We start from the raw sequence: 11,979 nt of genomic DNA on the forward strand, positions 1-11,979 counted from the left end.
ATCGAAGTTCAAAACCCAAGGCTGTAGAACTGCTCCGCTGCAGACATGGGCTGGCCAACGAGACAGCGTAACTACCCCTTCTTCACCATGTTCATGGTCAGCATCACTCCAGCGAATAGTGCAGTCGGTTTAGCACTTTGCGCAGCTCGCCTTTCATCGCCGTTAGCGTTGTCGTGGTCATTATGGAATTGCCAGTCATGGCTTATTCGGACAGAACCCCATCCTGCCCGATGGCAGGGCGTACACCGACACCTTGAACGGGGGGCTGCCAATGGACAATGTCAATCGCGAAGGCTACGGCATAGGCTTGTGGAACCCGGGGTGGACTTACAGATTGACGTGACCTCAAGGTCACCCACATTTATCTTGGCTATGGCCTGGGCAGCAACGCCAGCCAAAGCTGGGATGAAATGCTAGCCAGCGTGCAGTTTAAGTTAGGGACAACCTTGCAATAGTCGCTGCACTCAGCCTTGCCTTGCCAGCCGTATCCCTGAAAACTGCCAGCAGGTGCCCGCCGGAAAGAAGTTGCGGTAGCTGGGGCGGGAGTGGCCGGGGGGCGTGGCCGCCGAGCCGCCGCGCAGCACATACTGGTTCACCATGAACTTGCCGTTGTACTCACCCACGGCCCCGGCTGAGGGCTGGTAGCCGGGGTAGGGCCCGTAGGACGATTGGGTCCATTGCCACGCGGTGTCATAAACCTCGTACAGTGCACCGCTGGGTGCACAGCCGTGCGTGAGCACGGCGACTTCCCACTCCGCTTCGGTGGCAAGTCTGGCGCCTGCCCAGCGGGCATAGGCATCTGCCTCGTAGTACGACACATGCAAGGTCGCCTGCACCGGGTTCAGGGCCGCCCAGCCGCTTGAGGTGAACTCTTGCCATTGGCTACCGGTACGCTGCCAATACAGCGGGTGCGTACGCTGGTGCAGTTGCAGCCAGTCCCAGCCCTCGGCGAGCCAATACGCCTGGTCATGGTAGCCGCCAGACTCCACAAAGGCCTGGTACTCTGCATTGCGCACCAAGCGCGATGCAATCTGCCCTGGGGCGATGTAGGTGCGGTGGCGAGGGAGCTCGTTGTCATAGCAAAAACCAGTACCTGTGTGGCCCACTTCGGACACTCCTGACGCCAGGGGCAGCCAGGCCATGGGGGGTAAGGTGGCAGGCAGGCTAGGTGCGGCGGGCCAAGGGGGGGCCAGCGGATTGAAAAACAGCAGATGTGTGAGGTCGGTGACAAGTAACTCCTGGTGCTGTTGTTCATGGTGCAAACCTAAGGTCAGCAGCTCCAACACTGGCGCGGGCAGGGGCTCTGCGGTCAGGAGGGCCCATACGGCGGCATCGACATGCTGGCGGTACAGCAACACGTCTTCAAGCCCCGGGCGCGTGAGAAGCCCACGGCGCGGGCGCGGGTGCTTGTCGCCAACTTGGTTGTAATACGAATTGAACAGCACCCGATACGCGGGATGAAAGGGCCTGAACTCCGGGGCGTGGGTCTCCAGCACAAAGGTTTCAAAAAACCAGGTGGTGTGTGCCAGGTGCCACTTGGCGGGGCTGGCATCGGGCATGGACTGCGCGGCGCAGTCTTCCGCCGAGAGGCCCTCAATCAGGGCCACACTGCGTGCGCGGATGGTACGAAAAGCGTGTAAGAGGGCGCTAGGGTCAGTCATGGTTGTGCATGGGCTACGGCAAACCAGGCTTGGTCGTCGGTCCATAGGCGGGCTGTAGGAAAGCCTGCCTGGCCCAGCAGGGCCGTGAATCGCGCAGCAGAGTATTTGTAACTGTTTTCCGTATGAATGGTCTCGCCCTTGGCAAAAATGCGCTCGCCGCCGGGCCAGAGGACCCGGGTGGGGGTCTGCGCCTGCAGATGCATTTCGATGCGCGACTCAGCCGCATTGAAGTAGGCATGGTGTTTCCATTCGCGCAGGTCAAAGTTGCTGCCAATCAAGGCGTTCACATGCGTGAGGATGTTCAGGTTAAACGCGGCGGTCACGCCTTGGGCGTCGTTGTAGGCCGCTTCCAGCAAGGCTGGGTCTTTGGGCAGATCAAATCCGATCAAGAGTCCACCGTCGCCACCCACGCAATTGCGCATTCGCTGCAGGAGTTGCAAAGCGGCATCGGGGTCAAAGTTGCCGATGGACGAGCCCGGGTAGAACACCAGGCGGCGGGCGCTGTGCACCGCCGAAGGCAGTGCCACCGCATGCGATATGTCTGCGTGCACGGCATGCATGTCGAGCCTGGGGTGCCGGGCTTGCAGGGCCTTGACCGATTGCACCAAAAAGTCGCCCGAAATATCCACGCCGACAAACTGCACCGGCTCCAGCAGTGTGCACAGCGTGCTGGCCTTTGTGCAGTTGCCCGCACCAAATTCAATCAGCGTGACACCCGGACCAATGGATGCACGCAGCTCTGGGGCGTGCATCTGCATCAAGGCAGCCTCAGTGCGGGTGGGGTAGTACTCGGGCAGCTGGGTAATTTTTTCAAACAGCGCCGAACCCGCGGCGTCATAGAAAAACTTCGGAGACAGGCTGGCTGGGGTCGCTCCCAGGCTGGCCTTGATTTCATGCGCTGCGTCGTTCACTGAATCAGACAACCTGCACGCCCTTCCAGAAGGCGACGCGGTCTTTGACGGCCATCGCTTCGGGTTTGGGGTCAGGGTAATACCACACAGCGTCACGGTTCATGTCGCCATCGACCAGCAATGAGTAGTAGCTGGCGCGGCCCTTCCAGGCGCAGCTGGTGGTGTGGTTGCTGGCCACCACATACGTTTGGTTTAACGATTGGGCCGGGAAGTAGTGGTTGCCTTCAACCAGCACGGTGTCGTCGCTTTCAGCGATCACTTTGTCTTTCCAGAGGGCACGCATGGCATTCCTTTTGGGTAGGGTGGGGCTTAAGTGTGGCATGGCAATCAGACCGAATGACACGGCCTCGCCTCACTTGGCAGCTCCGTGTTGCTGCTCCATAAAGCCGTCAAAACTGCTGCTGTCCAGCGGGGTAACGCGCGGAGTTGGGGTGATGGATTCCATGGTGTTTCCTGTTGGCTTGAATGAAGGCCAGCCGCAATGGATGGCATGCCAGCAGTGTAGAGAGGGCCGCTCGTTGGCGGAGGCCTGAGCGTCTCATTTGATGTGCCCATCGTCTCGCCCACCTGCGCTCAGTCAGTGACGGTTTGCGCGGCTACCCAGGCCTGCGGAGGCATGCCGGTGCGGTGGGTAAAGGCGCGGGTCAAGGCCACGGCACTGGCATAGCCCACCAACGGGGCAATCGCTTTAAGCGGCTTGCCACGTTTGAGCAGGCTCTTGGCCACTGTCATGCGCCAGGCAGTGAGGTAGTCCAGCGCGGTCAGACCCGAGACGGCTTTGAAGTGGCTGGCAAAACGCGCCCGCGACATGCCCGCCGTTTCGGCCAGAGACTCTAGCGTCCAGGGATAGGCCGGCTTGTCGTGCAATGCGGTAACGGCACGTGACAAGCGCGGATCCGCCAGGGCCGCCAGAATGCCGCTGCTCACTGATGCACTGTCCAACAAATGGCGCAGCAGCAAGATGAGCAGGTATTCCATCAACAAGTCCAGCGCCGCTTGGCGGCCGCACTGCGTGTCGAAGGCTTCTTCGAACAACAGGTTCAAAGCCGGCGCGAGGGTTGGTGTGCCGCTTAGCGGCATGACAAGCATTTCGGGCATGGCCGCCACCAAGGCGCTGCGCACTTCATCGCCCAAATCCACCGAAGCACAGACCAAATCCACACCAGCGCCGTCGTCGGGCGTCAAACGATGGGCAGAGCTGCGCGGGAAAAACAGCAGGCTGGGCTCTTCCACCCGTGTCAGGCGCCCGTGGCGATCAGTAACGCCCATGCGGCCCCGGCGCAGCAGATGCACATGGCCTGTGTTGACTTCGGCCTCAAAGGTAGAGATCTGGCACAGGTTGCCGGAGTAAAAAACCCGGGCGCTAGGCACCGAGCGAGCAAATAAGGGGGAAAGACGGTCCATCGATAGAAATACCGGTTTTGAGACGATTGGTTATTTTAAAGATACTTTTGATTACCAAAGGTATCCAACAATAACACCGTGCACATCGCACTCAACCTTTGATAGAAAGCAATCACCATGTCTCGCATCGCCCCCATCGCCCTCGCCCACGCTGACGCCACGACCCAGGCCACCCTGAACGGGGTCAAGGCCAAGCTGGGCATGGTGCCCAATTTATTTGGCACTTTTGCCCGCGCACCGGCAGCGCTGAACGGCTACCTTGCCTTTTCAGACGCTTTGAGCAAAGGCCGTTTGTCGGCAGCTCAGCGCGAACTGGTCGCGCTGGCTGTGGGGCAAACCAATGCCTGCCAGTACTGCTTGTCCGCCCACACCTTGATCGGCAAAGGCGCCGGCTTGTCAGAGGCCGCCATTCGTGATGCGCGCTTGGGCACAGCCTCAGACGCTACAGACAAAGCCGTGGTGGTGTTGGCCAACAAAATCGTGAGCCAACGCGGTGTGTTGTCCGACGCCGATCTGGCCGAAGCTGCCGCCGCCGGTGTTGACGAAGGCCTGGTCATCGAGATCAACGCCAATGTGGCGCTCAATGTCTTGACCAACTACACCAACCACATTGCAGCAACTGACGTTGACTTCCCCGTAGTGCCTTTGGCGCTTTGAGGCTGAACTGGCCCGGCAAGCTCCGGGCCGCTTACACCGCTCCGGTGTATTCGCCGCGCGCCGGGTAGTCTTTGGCCACTGCAAAGTCGATAGCGCCCAACAGGTCTTGAAACGGGGGGCGCGCAAACGGCATGGTTTGCACTGCGCCGTAGTACAGCGTGCCGTCAGGGCGCACGATGAACACTGCGGGCTCCGAGAACAAGGCAGGCTCTTCAATACCGATGGAGGTTTGCCCGCGCGAGGCGCTGATGTACAGGCCCCACTCGCGCGCGGCCTTCAGGCTCAGGCCATAGCCAAACTTGACGCCCTTGGCGCTGACCTTGGCGGCCATTTGCTGGCCGCGGTCTGCGTCGTCACTGCTAATGGCCACCACCTGCACGCCCCGGCTGGCAAATTCGGGGGCCAAGCGCTCCAACTCCAACAGGTATTTGGCGCACAGGGGGCAGTGCAGCCCGCGGTAAAACACCAGCAGGTCAAATTTCTCACCCGGGTTGGCACCGAGTACAAACCGGTCACCGGTGGTGAGCGCCACATTCAGGGCGGGCACGGGGAAGCGGGGCATGAGGGACTGTGAGCGCATGGGGGTTTCCTTGCAGGATGAAAAAAACCCATTGTGCGGTACGATTAGCAACAACTAGTACAAAAAGCTTTGCAATTCATTCAGAAATGACTCCATCCCCTGCTCCCAACACAGCCCGTCTGGACCGCCTCTCGGCCTTGCTACTGGCCGCCGCACCCCGCGTAGAGATGGGCGCGGCCAGTGGGCAACCCAACAGCTTGTCGGTGAGTCTGCTGGCCAACCCGGGCGCTGCGCCCCATAGCCTGACGGTTGCGCACGGCCCCCATAGCGGAGCGGCTGGCACGCCCTCGCCCACCCCTGCTGTGGTGATGCAGGTGCACCTGGACGGCCCGGCAGCACCCATGCTGATGCGCGAATTTGCGCAGCCCATGGAGCTGCCGCTTGCCGGGACCGATGGTGCGCTGGCACAGGCAGTGCAGCTGCTGTGCAACGAGCTGGCCGCGCCCCGCTGCGGGCAACCCGCCATGCTGGCCAGCGCGGGCAATATGTTGTTCATTGGGCTGCTGCGCCACCTGGTGGCTCAGCCGCAAACCCGCCAGGGCTTGTTTGCGGGCCTGAGCGATCCGCGCATTGCGGTGGCACTGGTGGCCATGCACGAGCAGCCGCACACCGCCTGGAGCCTAGAGTCTTTGGCCGAGCGGGCGGGCATGTCACGCACCGCCTTTGCCACCCGATTCAAAGACGCCATGGGCACGCCGCCCGGCAAATACCTCGCGCAGCTGCGCCTGCAGATCGCGCAGCGCGCGGTGCAGTCCGGCAAGGGGCTCAAAGGCGCGGCTCGCGCGTCCGGCTACAAAGATGTGTCTGCCTTGTCACGTGCACTGGGGCGCGCGCGCAGCCCGGCCGGCGGCGTGGCAACGACCGGCGCCACTATGAACCCCAGTTTGTAAGAATTTGGGGGTTGGCAGGACCAATGGTCTTTACCCCACATTGCCAACTCACGATGTACACCCGACTTATCCGCTGCGCCGCGTTGCTGCTGGCCGCGCTCGCCACATTGGCCTATGCCGCCGAGCCTGTGAGCACCGGCTGGATGAGTGGTGCAGCCATTGGTGGCAAAGATGCGGTGTCGTATTACTCTCCCGAAGCCAAAGCCAGCCACCAAGTGGTGGAAGGCAGCGCCACGTTTACCGTGCAGTATTTGGGCGTACCGTGGCGCTTTGCGTCCAAGGCCAGCGCTGACAAGTTTGCAGCCAACCCGGCAGCCTATGCGCCGCAGTACAACGGGCATTGCTCTAACGGGTTGTCGCTGGGCGAAGGGCTGATTCCTACCAACGGCTCGGTGTGGGAGTTTTTTGGCGACAAGCTGCATTTGTTTTACGCCGAGCGCGGCCGCCAGCGCTGGCTCAACGGCGACTGGAAGGCCTATCGCCAGCAGGCCGACAAGGCCTGGCAAGACATAGTGGCCGCCGGGCGCTGAGGCGTCTCTATGTGATTGCGTTGCACCCCAACAAGCCATTCACCGGTTTCGGGGGCCGGAAGGCATGACTACTGCCAGAACTGCGCATCGAGCAGCAGCTCGTGCACCACTTCAGCCTCGCCGGGGTTGGCCACTACCAAGTGCAGACGCGGGGCGCCTTGTGCGGGGGTGGCCACGATCCACGAGGCCAAGGTGTACTCGCGGCCTTTGCGCCACAAGCTGTTTTCGGGGCCGTCGTGTTGGTCACGGGCCAGTGTGCTGAATAGCGCGAGGGTGTAGGGCGCGGCGTTTTCGCCCAGCAGGGCGTTGATACGCTGGTAGCGGGTGCGGCTGCTCTCGCCGGCTTTTTGCGGCTGGGCACTGGCGAGTGCCGGGTCCAGGTAGTGATTGGTGTGGGTGGTGGTGCCATTGGCGGTCACGCTGAGCGCGTAGATGCCGTGCAGGCCGACCTCCACGGTCAGCACCTTGCTGTGGTCCGACACCAGAAAGAAATTAGCACGCGACTGAGAGAACACTTTGTCGGCGTCGGCCACCAGCGCGTCTACGCTGGCGTAGTCGGTCAGGATTTTGACCATCACACCGTGCATGCCGGGCTGGTCTGCGCGCACGCTGCGCGCCAGGCTGCTGCTGGCGGCCGACACAATGGTCAGCCCCTGCGCATTCACCCCGGCCTTGAGACCCGGGTCGCCATTACCCTCGGCAAACAAGCCCAAGTAGGCAAAGCCTTTGGCAGGCCGCACTTTTTTAAGCACCTGGCGGTGGTCGGGTGCCCAGTCGCGGTTTTTGGATATTAGGGTGCCGCCACCGGCAGCTGCAGCGCCCGCCGCTCCCCACAATGTGCAGGCCAGCGCAGGCCATGGGCTCAAGGCGCAGACAAGAGCGAGGATCAGGGCTTTGTTGAGCATGGCGCGATTGTGCGCCCGGTGTTTAGCCACCACCTGTCAGCCGCTCCAGTGTGCCGGGCGGGGCGGCGGTGCGCAGGTAGTCGGCCAGCGCTTTGCCCGCCTCGTCACTAAAAGGCGCATCGGAATGCACTTGCAGGCTGGCGATGCGGTCCAGCCGGAAGCTGCGAAAGTCGTGGCGCTGCTCGCACCAGCAGGCCAGCGTCCACACGCTGCCCCAGAAGAAACAACCCAGTGGCCGCACGGTGCGCTCGGTGGCCTGACCGTGGGCATCGCGGTAGTGCAGCTGCACACGGTGGTGCGCGTGCACGGCTTCGCGCAGGGTTTGCAAATGCGCTTGTAGCGCGGGCTCCAGCGTGGCGGGCGGCGCATAGAGCGCCATGCTTTGGGCGGCAGCGCGCGCCGCAGGTGGCAGCACCGAGAGAATTTTTCCCAGCGCCGCCTGCGAGGCGCGGGCCATGGCCGGGTCTTGCCAGCCTTGAGCCATGCGCACACTGGCTACCAGGGCGCGGGCTTCGTCTACCGAAAACATGAGCGGCGGCAGCTCAAAGCCGCTCCCCATGCGGTAGCCCACTCCGGCCTCGCCCTCGATAGGCACACCTTGGTGCTGCAGGTCGGCCACGTCGCGGTACACGGTGCGCGGCGACACTTCGAGCCGCTGCGCCAACCACAGTGCGGTGCTCAGGCGGCGCCCGCGAATGAGCTGTACCAGCTGAAAAAGACGATCGGCGCGGCGCATGGCAAGGCGGGTGGAGTTGCAGGCATTTTGAGGCTGTAGCCCACATGATACCTGCGCCAGTAGCTACTAAAACTGTAGCAAACTCGCTTTTGATCGACGTGGAGAATTAAGCGATGGCGTGCAGGCCCACGCGGTTGCCGTCGAGGTCGCACACATGGGCAAAGAAGCCCATGCCCGGTGGCAGTGCGGTGCGCGGCTGCGCCACGGTGCCGCCCGCCGCTTGCGCACGGGCCAAGGCCGCGTCGAGTGAGGGCGACGCATCAAGGTACACCAGCGTGCCGCCCGACGAGGGCGCTGGCGCGGTGGGGCCCATCAAGAGCGCGCCGCCCGTGCCGTCGGCCTCGGGGTCATAAGCAAACACCGCACCTTGGCTGGGGCCCATGGCTTCGCGGCGCATGGGGCGCTGCAGCACGGTTTCGTAAAAGGCTTGGGCAGCGTCGAGTTGGGTGGTGGGAATCTCAAACCAGCTGATGGCGTTTTTCATAGGTAGCTCCTAATGTGTTGAAGAAGCCTCGATGGTGCGCACCCCCTGCTGACAGCGTGGTGTCAGTAGCCTGAACGCCTGCAGCATATTCCCCGCTCACTCCCCTGTAAGGTTTAGCGACCCACGGCGACCTAGCTCCACTAGCCACGGAGTCCGCCATGCCAACACCTCGCCCCCCTTACACCCCGCACCTCATGGCCCACAGGCGTGGCCGCCTTTGGCGTAGCCTGAGTGTGGGAGCCCTGGCAGCTACTTGCCTGCCCTTGGCCATGGCCCAGACCTGCCAGCGCAGCGCCGGGGCCCAGCCGCCTGCGGTGGTGGAGCTGTTTACCTCGCAAGGGTGTAGCTCGTGCCCGCCGGCTGACGCATGGCTGTCTACCCTCAAAGGCAACGAAGGGGTGATTGCACTGTCGTTCCATGTGAACTACTGGAATTACCTAGGCTGGAAAGACCCCTACGCCACCGCCGAGACCACCGAGCGCCAGCGCCAACTACAGCAGGCCATGAAAGGCGCCTATGTCTACACGCCCCAGGTAGTGCTCAATGGGCGCGACCACCGCCAGTGGCGCGAGCAGGGCACGCACCCCCTGCCCCGCCTGCCGGCTACCCCGCAGGCCCCCACCCTGAGCCTGGCGCGCAACGGTACCCAAGTCACCGCACAAGTGGGCGCCCTGCCGGGCCAGGGCCAACTGGCCGGCTACTGGGCGGTACTGAGCGATGGGCTGAGCCAGCAAGTCACGCGCGGCGAGAACGCGGGCAGCCGCTTGGTCAACGACCACGTGGTCTCGCACTACCAGCCCGTGCCCGCCTGGAACGCCAACAGCCCCCACACCCTGCAGCTCACCGTGCCCGCCCAGAGCGGTAAAGGACGGGTGGTGTTTATCGTGACCCAGCCGGGCTACACCCAGCCGGTGCAAGGGCTGGCGCTGCAGTGCAGCTAGGCTCGGGTAAGCTCGTCGGCATGCCCTTGACCCCGAAGTTCATTCATCTGCCTGATGGCCCGGTACCCGGCCCTTTGCGACTGCTGCCCGTCAACGCCGATGTGCTGGCCGTGCACACCGCAGAGGGCGCGCATGTGGGCTCGCTCAAAAAGATTGGCGCGGTCTGGAAGTTCAAGGCCATGGGCTATGACGAGGCCGGGGATATGGAGCCCGGCGGCGGGCCGCTGACCGACCGGCACAACTTGCAGTTCCAAACACCTGACGCGGCCAAGGTGAGCGCGCGCTTGCTGGCCGGGTAGCTCTCCAGCTGAAACCTTGCCTCAGCTCTGGACCTGGTTGCGCCCGCTGCGCTTGGCCATGTAGAGGGCTGCGTCGGCCGCGGCCATGAGTGCATCGATGGTTTGCCCCGCCTTGTAGGTGGCAGCACCAATAGACACGGTTATCGCCAACGGCGGAGTGGTGGGCAGTGCCTCAGCCGCTACGGCCTGGCGCAAACGCTCCGCCACCTCAAGCGCCACCGGCAAAGGTGTGAGGGGCAGCACAATCAAAAACTCTTCCCCGCCGTAGCGTGTGCACACGTCGCCCTGGCGCAGGCAGTCACGAAGGCGCTGTGCAAACGAGCGCAGCGCGTCGTCGCCGACCAGGTGGCCATGAGCGTCGTTGATTTTTTTGAAAAAATCGATATCCAGCATCAGGATAGAAAAAGGCTGGCCCGTGCTGACCGAGAACTCCTGTTGCTGCTTGAGCAACTCGTCCAGCGCACGGCGGTTGCCTTGGCCGGTGAGCGCGTCGGTGGCGGCATCCGTTCGCACCTTGGTCAGCAAGCCGCGCAATTGTTGGGCCAAGGTGGCATTGGCCAATTGCAAGGAAATGCCTTCCCGCACGCGGTTGGCAATGCGGCTGGAGTGGTAGAACATAAGCACCTGAAACACGCTGAACGCCATGATGAGGTCGAGGCTGTATTGCTGGCTGGCATAGCGAGCCAGCCCCAGCACCGAGACACACCACATCAGCCCGCTTTGCAGGTAGTAGCCGCGGATGTAAGGCACATACGCCTGCGCGTTGACGGCGCTCACTCCGCACAGCAACGCCACCAAAAAGGGGTCTAACAGCACATCATGCCCCGCCAGCAACCAACCCAACAGGCCCCAAGCCATGCCGTCCAGTGCCGCCATGAACCGCATGCGAGGGCCATGGGTCTGCTGATCGCAGCCCTCCTTAAGGGCCCGGCCGATTGAAAGCAAGCCCATCATCCACACCACAAAGAAAAGGACCAGCCAAGACAACAAGTTTTTCTCGGGGACGCGACCCCATGCCATCCAGGCAGCTACAAACCACCCAGCCGGCGTGGAGTGCAGAGTTTGACGAAAGGATGCCACCCACAAGGCGAAGCCCGTTTGGTCAACTACCAAACGGTCACTAGCCGATAGGTTGGAAAGGGGCTTCATGGAGTGGAGGGTATGAGTTTGTAGCTACTCGGTTTGCAGCTTTGAATTCCATTCTACGGAAGCGTTTGCAAAACAACTACGGTTTCTGGATGCAAACAATTGCGGCAAGGGCCTCCTAGTACCCAAAAGGGCCGCCCTCGTAAAATAGTTCGCTTTGTCGATCCGGAGCCCCTAAAAATCATGCCCGCAAAAATCAATAGCAAACCTTTCGTGATCGGCGTGGCCGGGGGCAGTGGCAGCGGCAAATCCACTGTCACCCGCGAGGTGCTGGCTTCCATCGGCCCCGAAATGGCCTCGGTGGTCTACCAGGACGATTACTACTGCGACCAGACCCACCTGGCGCCCGAAGAGCGCGTCAAAACCAACTACGACCACCCCGACGCCTTCGACTGGCCGCTCATGGTGCAACACATGCAGGCCCTGCGCCGCGGTGAGGCCATCGACATGCCCACCTACGATTTTGTGACGCACAACCGCGCGCCCAACACGGTGGTGGTGAACCCGGCGCCAGTGATCGTGATTGAGGGTTTGTTTGCGCTGTTTGACCCTGATCTGCGCAAGATGATGTCGCTCAAAATCTTTGTGGACACCGCGCCCGATGTGCGATTTATCCGCCGTCTGCAGCGCGACATTACCGAGCGCGGGCGCAGCACCGAGAGTGTGATTGCCCAGTACCTGGAAACCGTGCGCCCCATGCACAAGCAGTTCATTGAGCCCACCAAGCGGCACGCCCACGTGATCCTGCCCCACGGTGCCAACGACCCGGCGGTGGACATCATCACCACCAAGGTCAAGACGCTGATCCGCGATCTGGATAAAGCCTGAGCCGGCG

The 11,979-nt window shown here is 62.4% G+C and carries 15 protein-coding genes; 6 read left to right on the forward strand and 9 right to left on the reverse strand.

Annotated elements, in window-relative coordinates; translation table 11 throughout:
• Positions 1-464 precede the first annotated feature (464 nt).
• The 4 genes from egtB to QZW03_RS03095 form a co-directional block, all read right to left on the reverse strand.
• Positions 465-1,661 (reverse strand): ergothioneine biosynthesis protein EgtB, encoded by a 1,197-nt coding sequence (egtB, locus tag QZW03_RS03080; protein WP_296508205.1) that lies wholly within the window; start codon positions 1,659-1,661, stop codon positions 465-467.
• Complete coding sequence (egtD, locus tag QZW03_RS03085; protein ID WP_296508207.1) at positions 1,658-2,584, reverse strand: L-histidine N(alpha)-methyltransferase; 927 nt, start codon at positions 2,582-2,584, stop codon at positions 1,658-1,660. Before egtD ends, egtB begins: the two co-directional genes overlap by 4 nt.
• Positions 2,577-2,855 carry a DUF427 domain-containing protein gene (locus QZW03_RS03090; protein ID WP_296508209.1) on the reverse strand — a complete coding sequence of 93 codons (279 nt, stop codon included), beginning with the start codon at positions 2,853-2,855 and terminating at the stop codon, positions 2,577-2,579. The genes egtD and QZW03_RS03090 overlap by 8 nt, the downstream gene beginning before the upstream one ends.
• Positions 2,856-3,145: 290 nt before the next feature.
• Entirely contained in the window at positions 3,146-3,976 is an 831-nt protein-coding gene (locus QZW03_RS03095) for an AraC family transcriptional regulator (RefSeq protein WP_296508211.1), read from the reverse strand.
• 117 nt (positions 3,977-4,093) lie between these two features.
• Here QZW03_RS03095 and QZW03_RS03100 point away from each other — a divergent pair, with 117 nt between their 5' ends.
• On the forward strand, positions 4,094-4,633 hold the full coding sequence (locus QZW03_RS03100; protein ID WP_296508213.1) for a carboxymuconolactone decarboxylase family protein: 540 nt from the start codon (positions 4,094-4,096) through the stop codon (positions 4,631-4,633).
• 31 nt (positions 4,634-4,664) lie between these two features.
• On the opposite strand, the gene QZW03_RS03105 is transcribed toward QZW03_RS03100, so the two are convergent.
• Positions 4,665-5,213 carry a peroxiredoxin-like family protein gene (locus QZW03_RS03105; RefSeq protein ID WP_296508215.1) on the reverse strand — a complete coding sequence of 183 codons (549 nt, stop codon included), beginning with the start codon at positions 5,211-5,213 and terminating at the stop codon, positions 4,665-4,667.
• An 86-nt stretch (positions 5,214-5,299) separates the two neighbouring features.
• Here QZW03_RS03105 and QZW03_RS03110 point away from each other — a divergent pair, with 86 nt between their 5' ends.
• Positions 5,300-6,103 carry an AraC family transcriptional regulator gene (locus QZW03_RS03110; protein ID WP_296508216.1) on the forward strand — a complete coding sequence of 268 codons (804 nt, stop codon included), beginning with the start codon at positions 5,300-5,302 and terminating at the stop codon, positions 6,101-6,103.
• A gap of 53 nt (positions 6,104-6,156) precedes the next feature.
• A complete protein-coding gene (locus QZW03_RS03115; RefSeq protein ID WP_296508218.1) occupies positions 6,157-6,633 on the forward strand; it encodes a YHS domain-containing (seleno)protein in 477 nt (158 codons plus the stop codon).
• Positions 6,634-6,701: 68 nt separating this feature from the next.
• Here QZW03_RS03115 and QZW03_RS03120 read toward each other — a convergent pair whose 3' ends face one another.
• The 3 genes from QZW03_RS03120 to QZW03_RS03130 all read right to left on the reverse strand — a co-directional run bounded on the left by QZW03_RS03120 (position 6,702) and on the right by QZW03_RS03130 (position 8,758).
• Positions 6,702-7,538 carry a carcinine hydrolase/isopenicillin-N N-acyltransferase family protein gene (locus QZW03_RS03120; protein ID WP_296508220.1) on the reverse strand — a complete coding sequence of 279 codons (837 nt, stop codon included), beginning with the start codon at positions 7,536-7,538 and terminating at the stop codon, positions 6,702-6,704.
• 22 nt (positions 7,539-7,560) lie between these two features.
• On the reverse strand, positions 7,561-8,274 hold the full coding sequence (locus QZW03_RS03125) for a YafY family protein (RefSeq protein WP_296508221.1): 714 nt from the start codon (positions 8,272-8,274) through the stop codon (positions 7,561-7,563).
• A gap of 106 nt (positions 8,275-8,380) precedes the next feature.
• Positions 8,381-8,758 (reverse strand): VOC family protein, encoded by a 378-nt coding sequence (locus tag QZW03_RS03130; protein WP_296508223.1) that lies wholly within the window; start codon positions 8,756-8,758, stop codon positions 8,381-8,383.
• Between the two features lie 158 nt (positions 8,759-8,916).
• Here QZW03_RS03130 and QZW03_RS03135 point away from each other — a divergent pair, with 158 nt between their 5' ends.
• Entirely contained in the window at positions 8,917-9,699 is a 783-nt protein-coding gene (locus tag QZW03_RS03135; protein WP_296508224.1) for a thioredoxin family protein, read from the forward strand.
• A 20-nt stretch (positions 9,700-9,719) separates the two neighbouring features.
• Positions 9,720-9,998 (forward strand): hypothetical protein, encoded by a 279-nt coding sequence (locus QZW03_RS03140; protein WP_296508226.1) that lies wholly within the window; start codon positions 9,720-9,722, stop codon positions 9,996-9,998.
• Positions 9,999-10,019: 21 nt separating this feature from the next.
• On the opposite strand, the gene QZW03_RS03145 is transcribed toward QZW03_RS03140, so the two are convergent.
• Positions 10,020-11,147 carry a GGDEF domain-containing protein gene (locus QZW03_RS03145; RefSeq protein ID WP_296508229.1) on the reverse strand — a complete coding sequence of 376 codons (1,128 nt, stop codon included), beginning with the start codon at positions 11,145-11,147 and terminating at the stop codon, positions 10,020-10,022.
• 180 nt (positions 11,148-11,327) lie between these two features.
• On the opposite strand from QZW03_RS03145, the gene udk reads away from it, so the two are divergent.
• A complete protein-coding gene (gene udk, locus QZW03_RS03150) occupies positions 11,328-11,972 on the forward strand; it encodes a uridine kinase (protein WP_296508230.1) in 645 nt (214 codons plus the stop codon).
• Positions 11,973-11,979 lie beyond the last annotated feature (7 nt).

Source organism: Rhodoferax sp. (assembly GCF_013297935.1).
GTDB lineage: Bacteria > Pseudomonadota > Gammaproteobacteria > Burkholderiales > Burkholderiaceae_C > Allorhodoferax.

Bases quoted from the DNA above. Each gene is read 5' to 3' on its own strand.
- egtB (WP_296508205.1), bottom strand. From the start codon at position 1,661: ATGACTGACCCTAGCGCCCTCTTACACGCTTTTCGTACCATCCGCGCA.
- QZW03_RS03090 (WP_296508209.1), bottom strand. From the start codon at position 2,855: ATGCGTGCCCTCTGGAAAGACAAAGTGATCGCTGAAAGCGACGACACC.
- QZW03_RS03095 (WP_296508211.1), bottom strand. From the start codon at position 3,976: ATGGACCGTCTTTCCCCCTTATTTGCTCGCTCGGTGCCTAGCGCCCGG.
- QZW03_RS03100 (WP_296508213.1), top strand. From the start codon at position 4,094: ATGTCTCGCATCGCCCCCATCGCCCTCGCCCACGCTGACGCCACGACC.
- QZW03_RS03105 (WP_296508215.1), bottom strand. From the start codon at position 5,213: ATGCGCTCACAGTCCCTCATGCCCCGCTTCCCCGTGCCCGCCCTGAAT.
- QZW03_RS03110 (WP_296508216.1), top strand. From the start codon at position 5,300: ATGACTCCATCCCCTGCTCCCAACACAGCCCGTCTGGACCGCCTCTCG.
- QZW03_RS03115 (WP_296508218.1), top strand. From the start codon at position 6,157: ATGTACACCCGACTTATCCGCTGCGCCGCGTTGCTGCTGGCCGCGCTC.
- QZW03_RS03120 (WP_296508220.1), bottom strand. From the start codon at position 7,538: ATGCTCAACAAAGCCCTGATCCTCGCTCTTGTCTGCGCCTTGAGCCCA.
- QZW03_RS03125 (WP_296508221.1), bottom strand. From the start codon at position 8,274: ATGCGCCGCGCCGATCGTCTTTTTCAGCTGGTACAGCTCATTCGCGGG.
- QZW03_RS03130 (WP_296508223.1), bottom strand. From the start codon at position 8,758: ATGAAAAACGCCATCAGCTGGTTTGAGATTCCCACCACCCAACTCGAC.
- QZW03_RS03135 (WP_296508224.1), top strand. From the start codon at position 8,917: ATGCCAACACCTCGCCCCCCTTACACCCCGCACCTCATGGCCCACAGG.
- QZW03_RS03140 (WP_296508226.1), top strand. From the start codon at position 9,720: ATGCCCTTGACCCCGAAGTTCATTCATCTGCCTGATGGCCCGGTACCC.
- QZW03_RS03145 (WP_296508229.1), bottom strand. From the start codon at position 11,147: ATGAAGCCCCTTTCCAACCTATCGGCTAGTGACCGTTTGGTAGTTGAC.
- udk (WP_296508230.1), top strand. From the start codon at position 11,328: ATGCCCGCAAAAATCAATAGCAAACCTTTCGTGATCGGCGTGGCCGGG.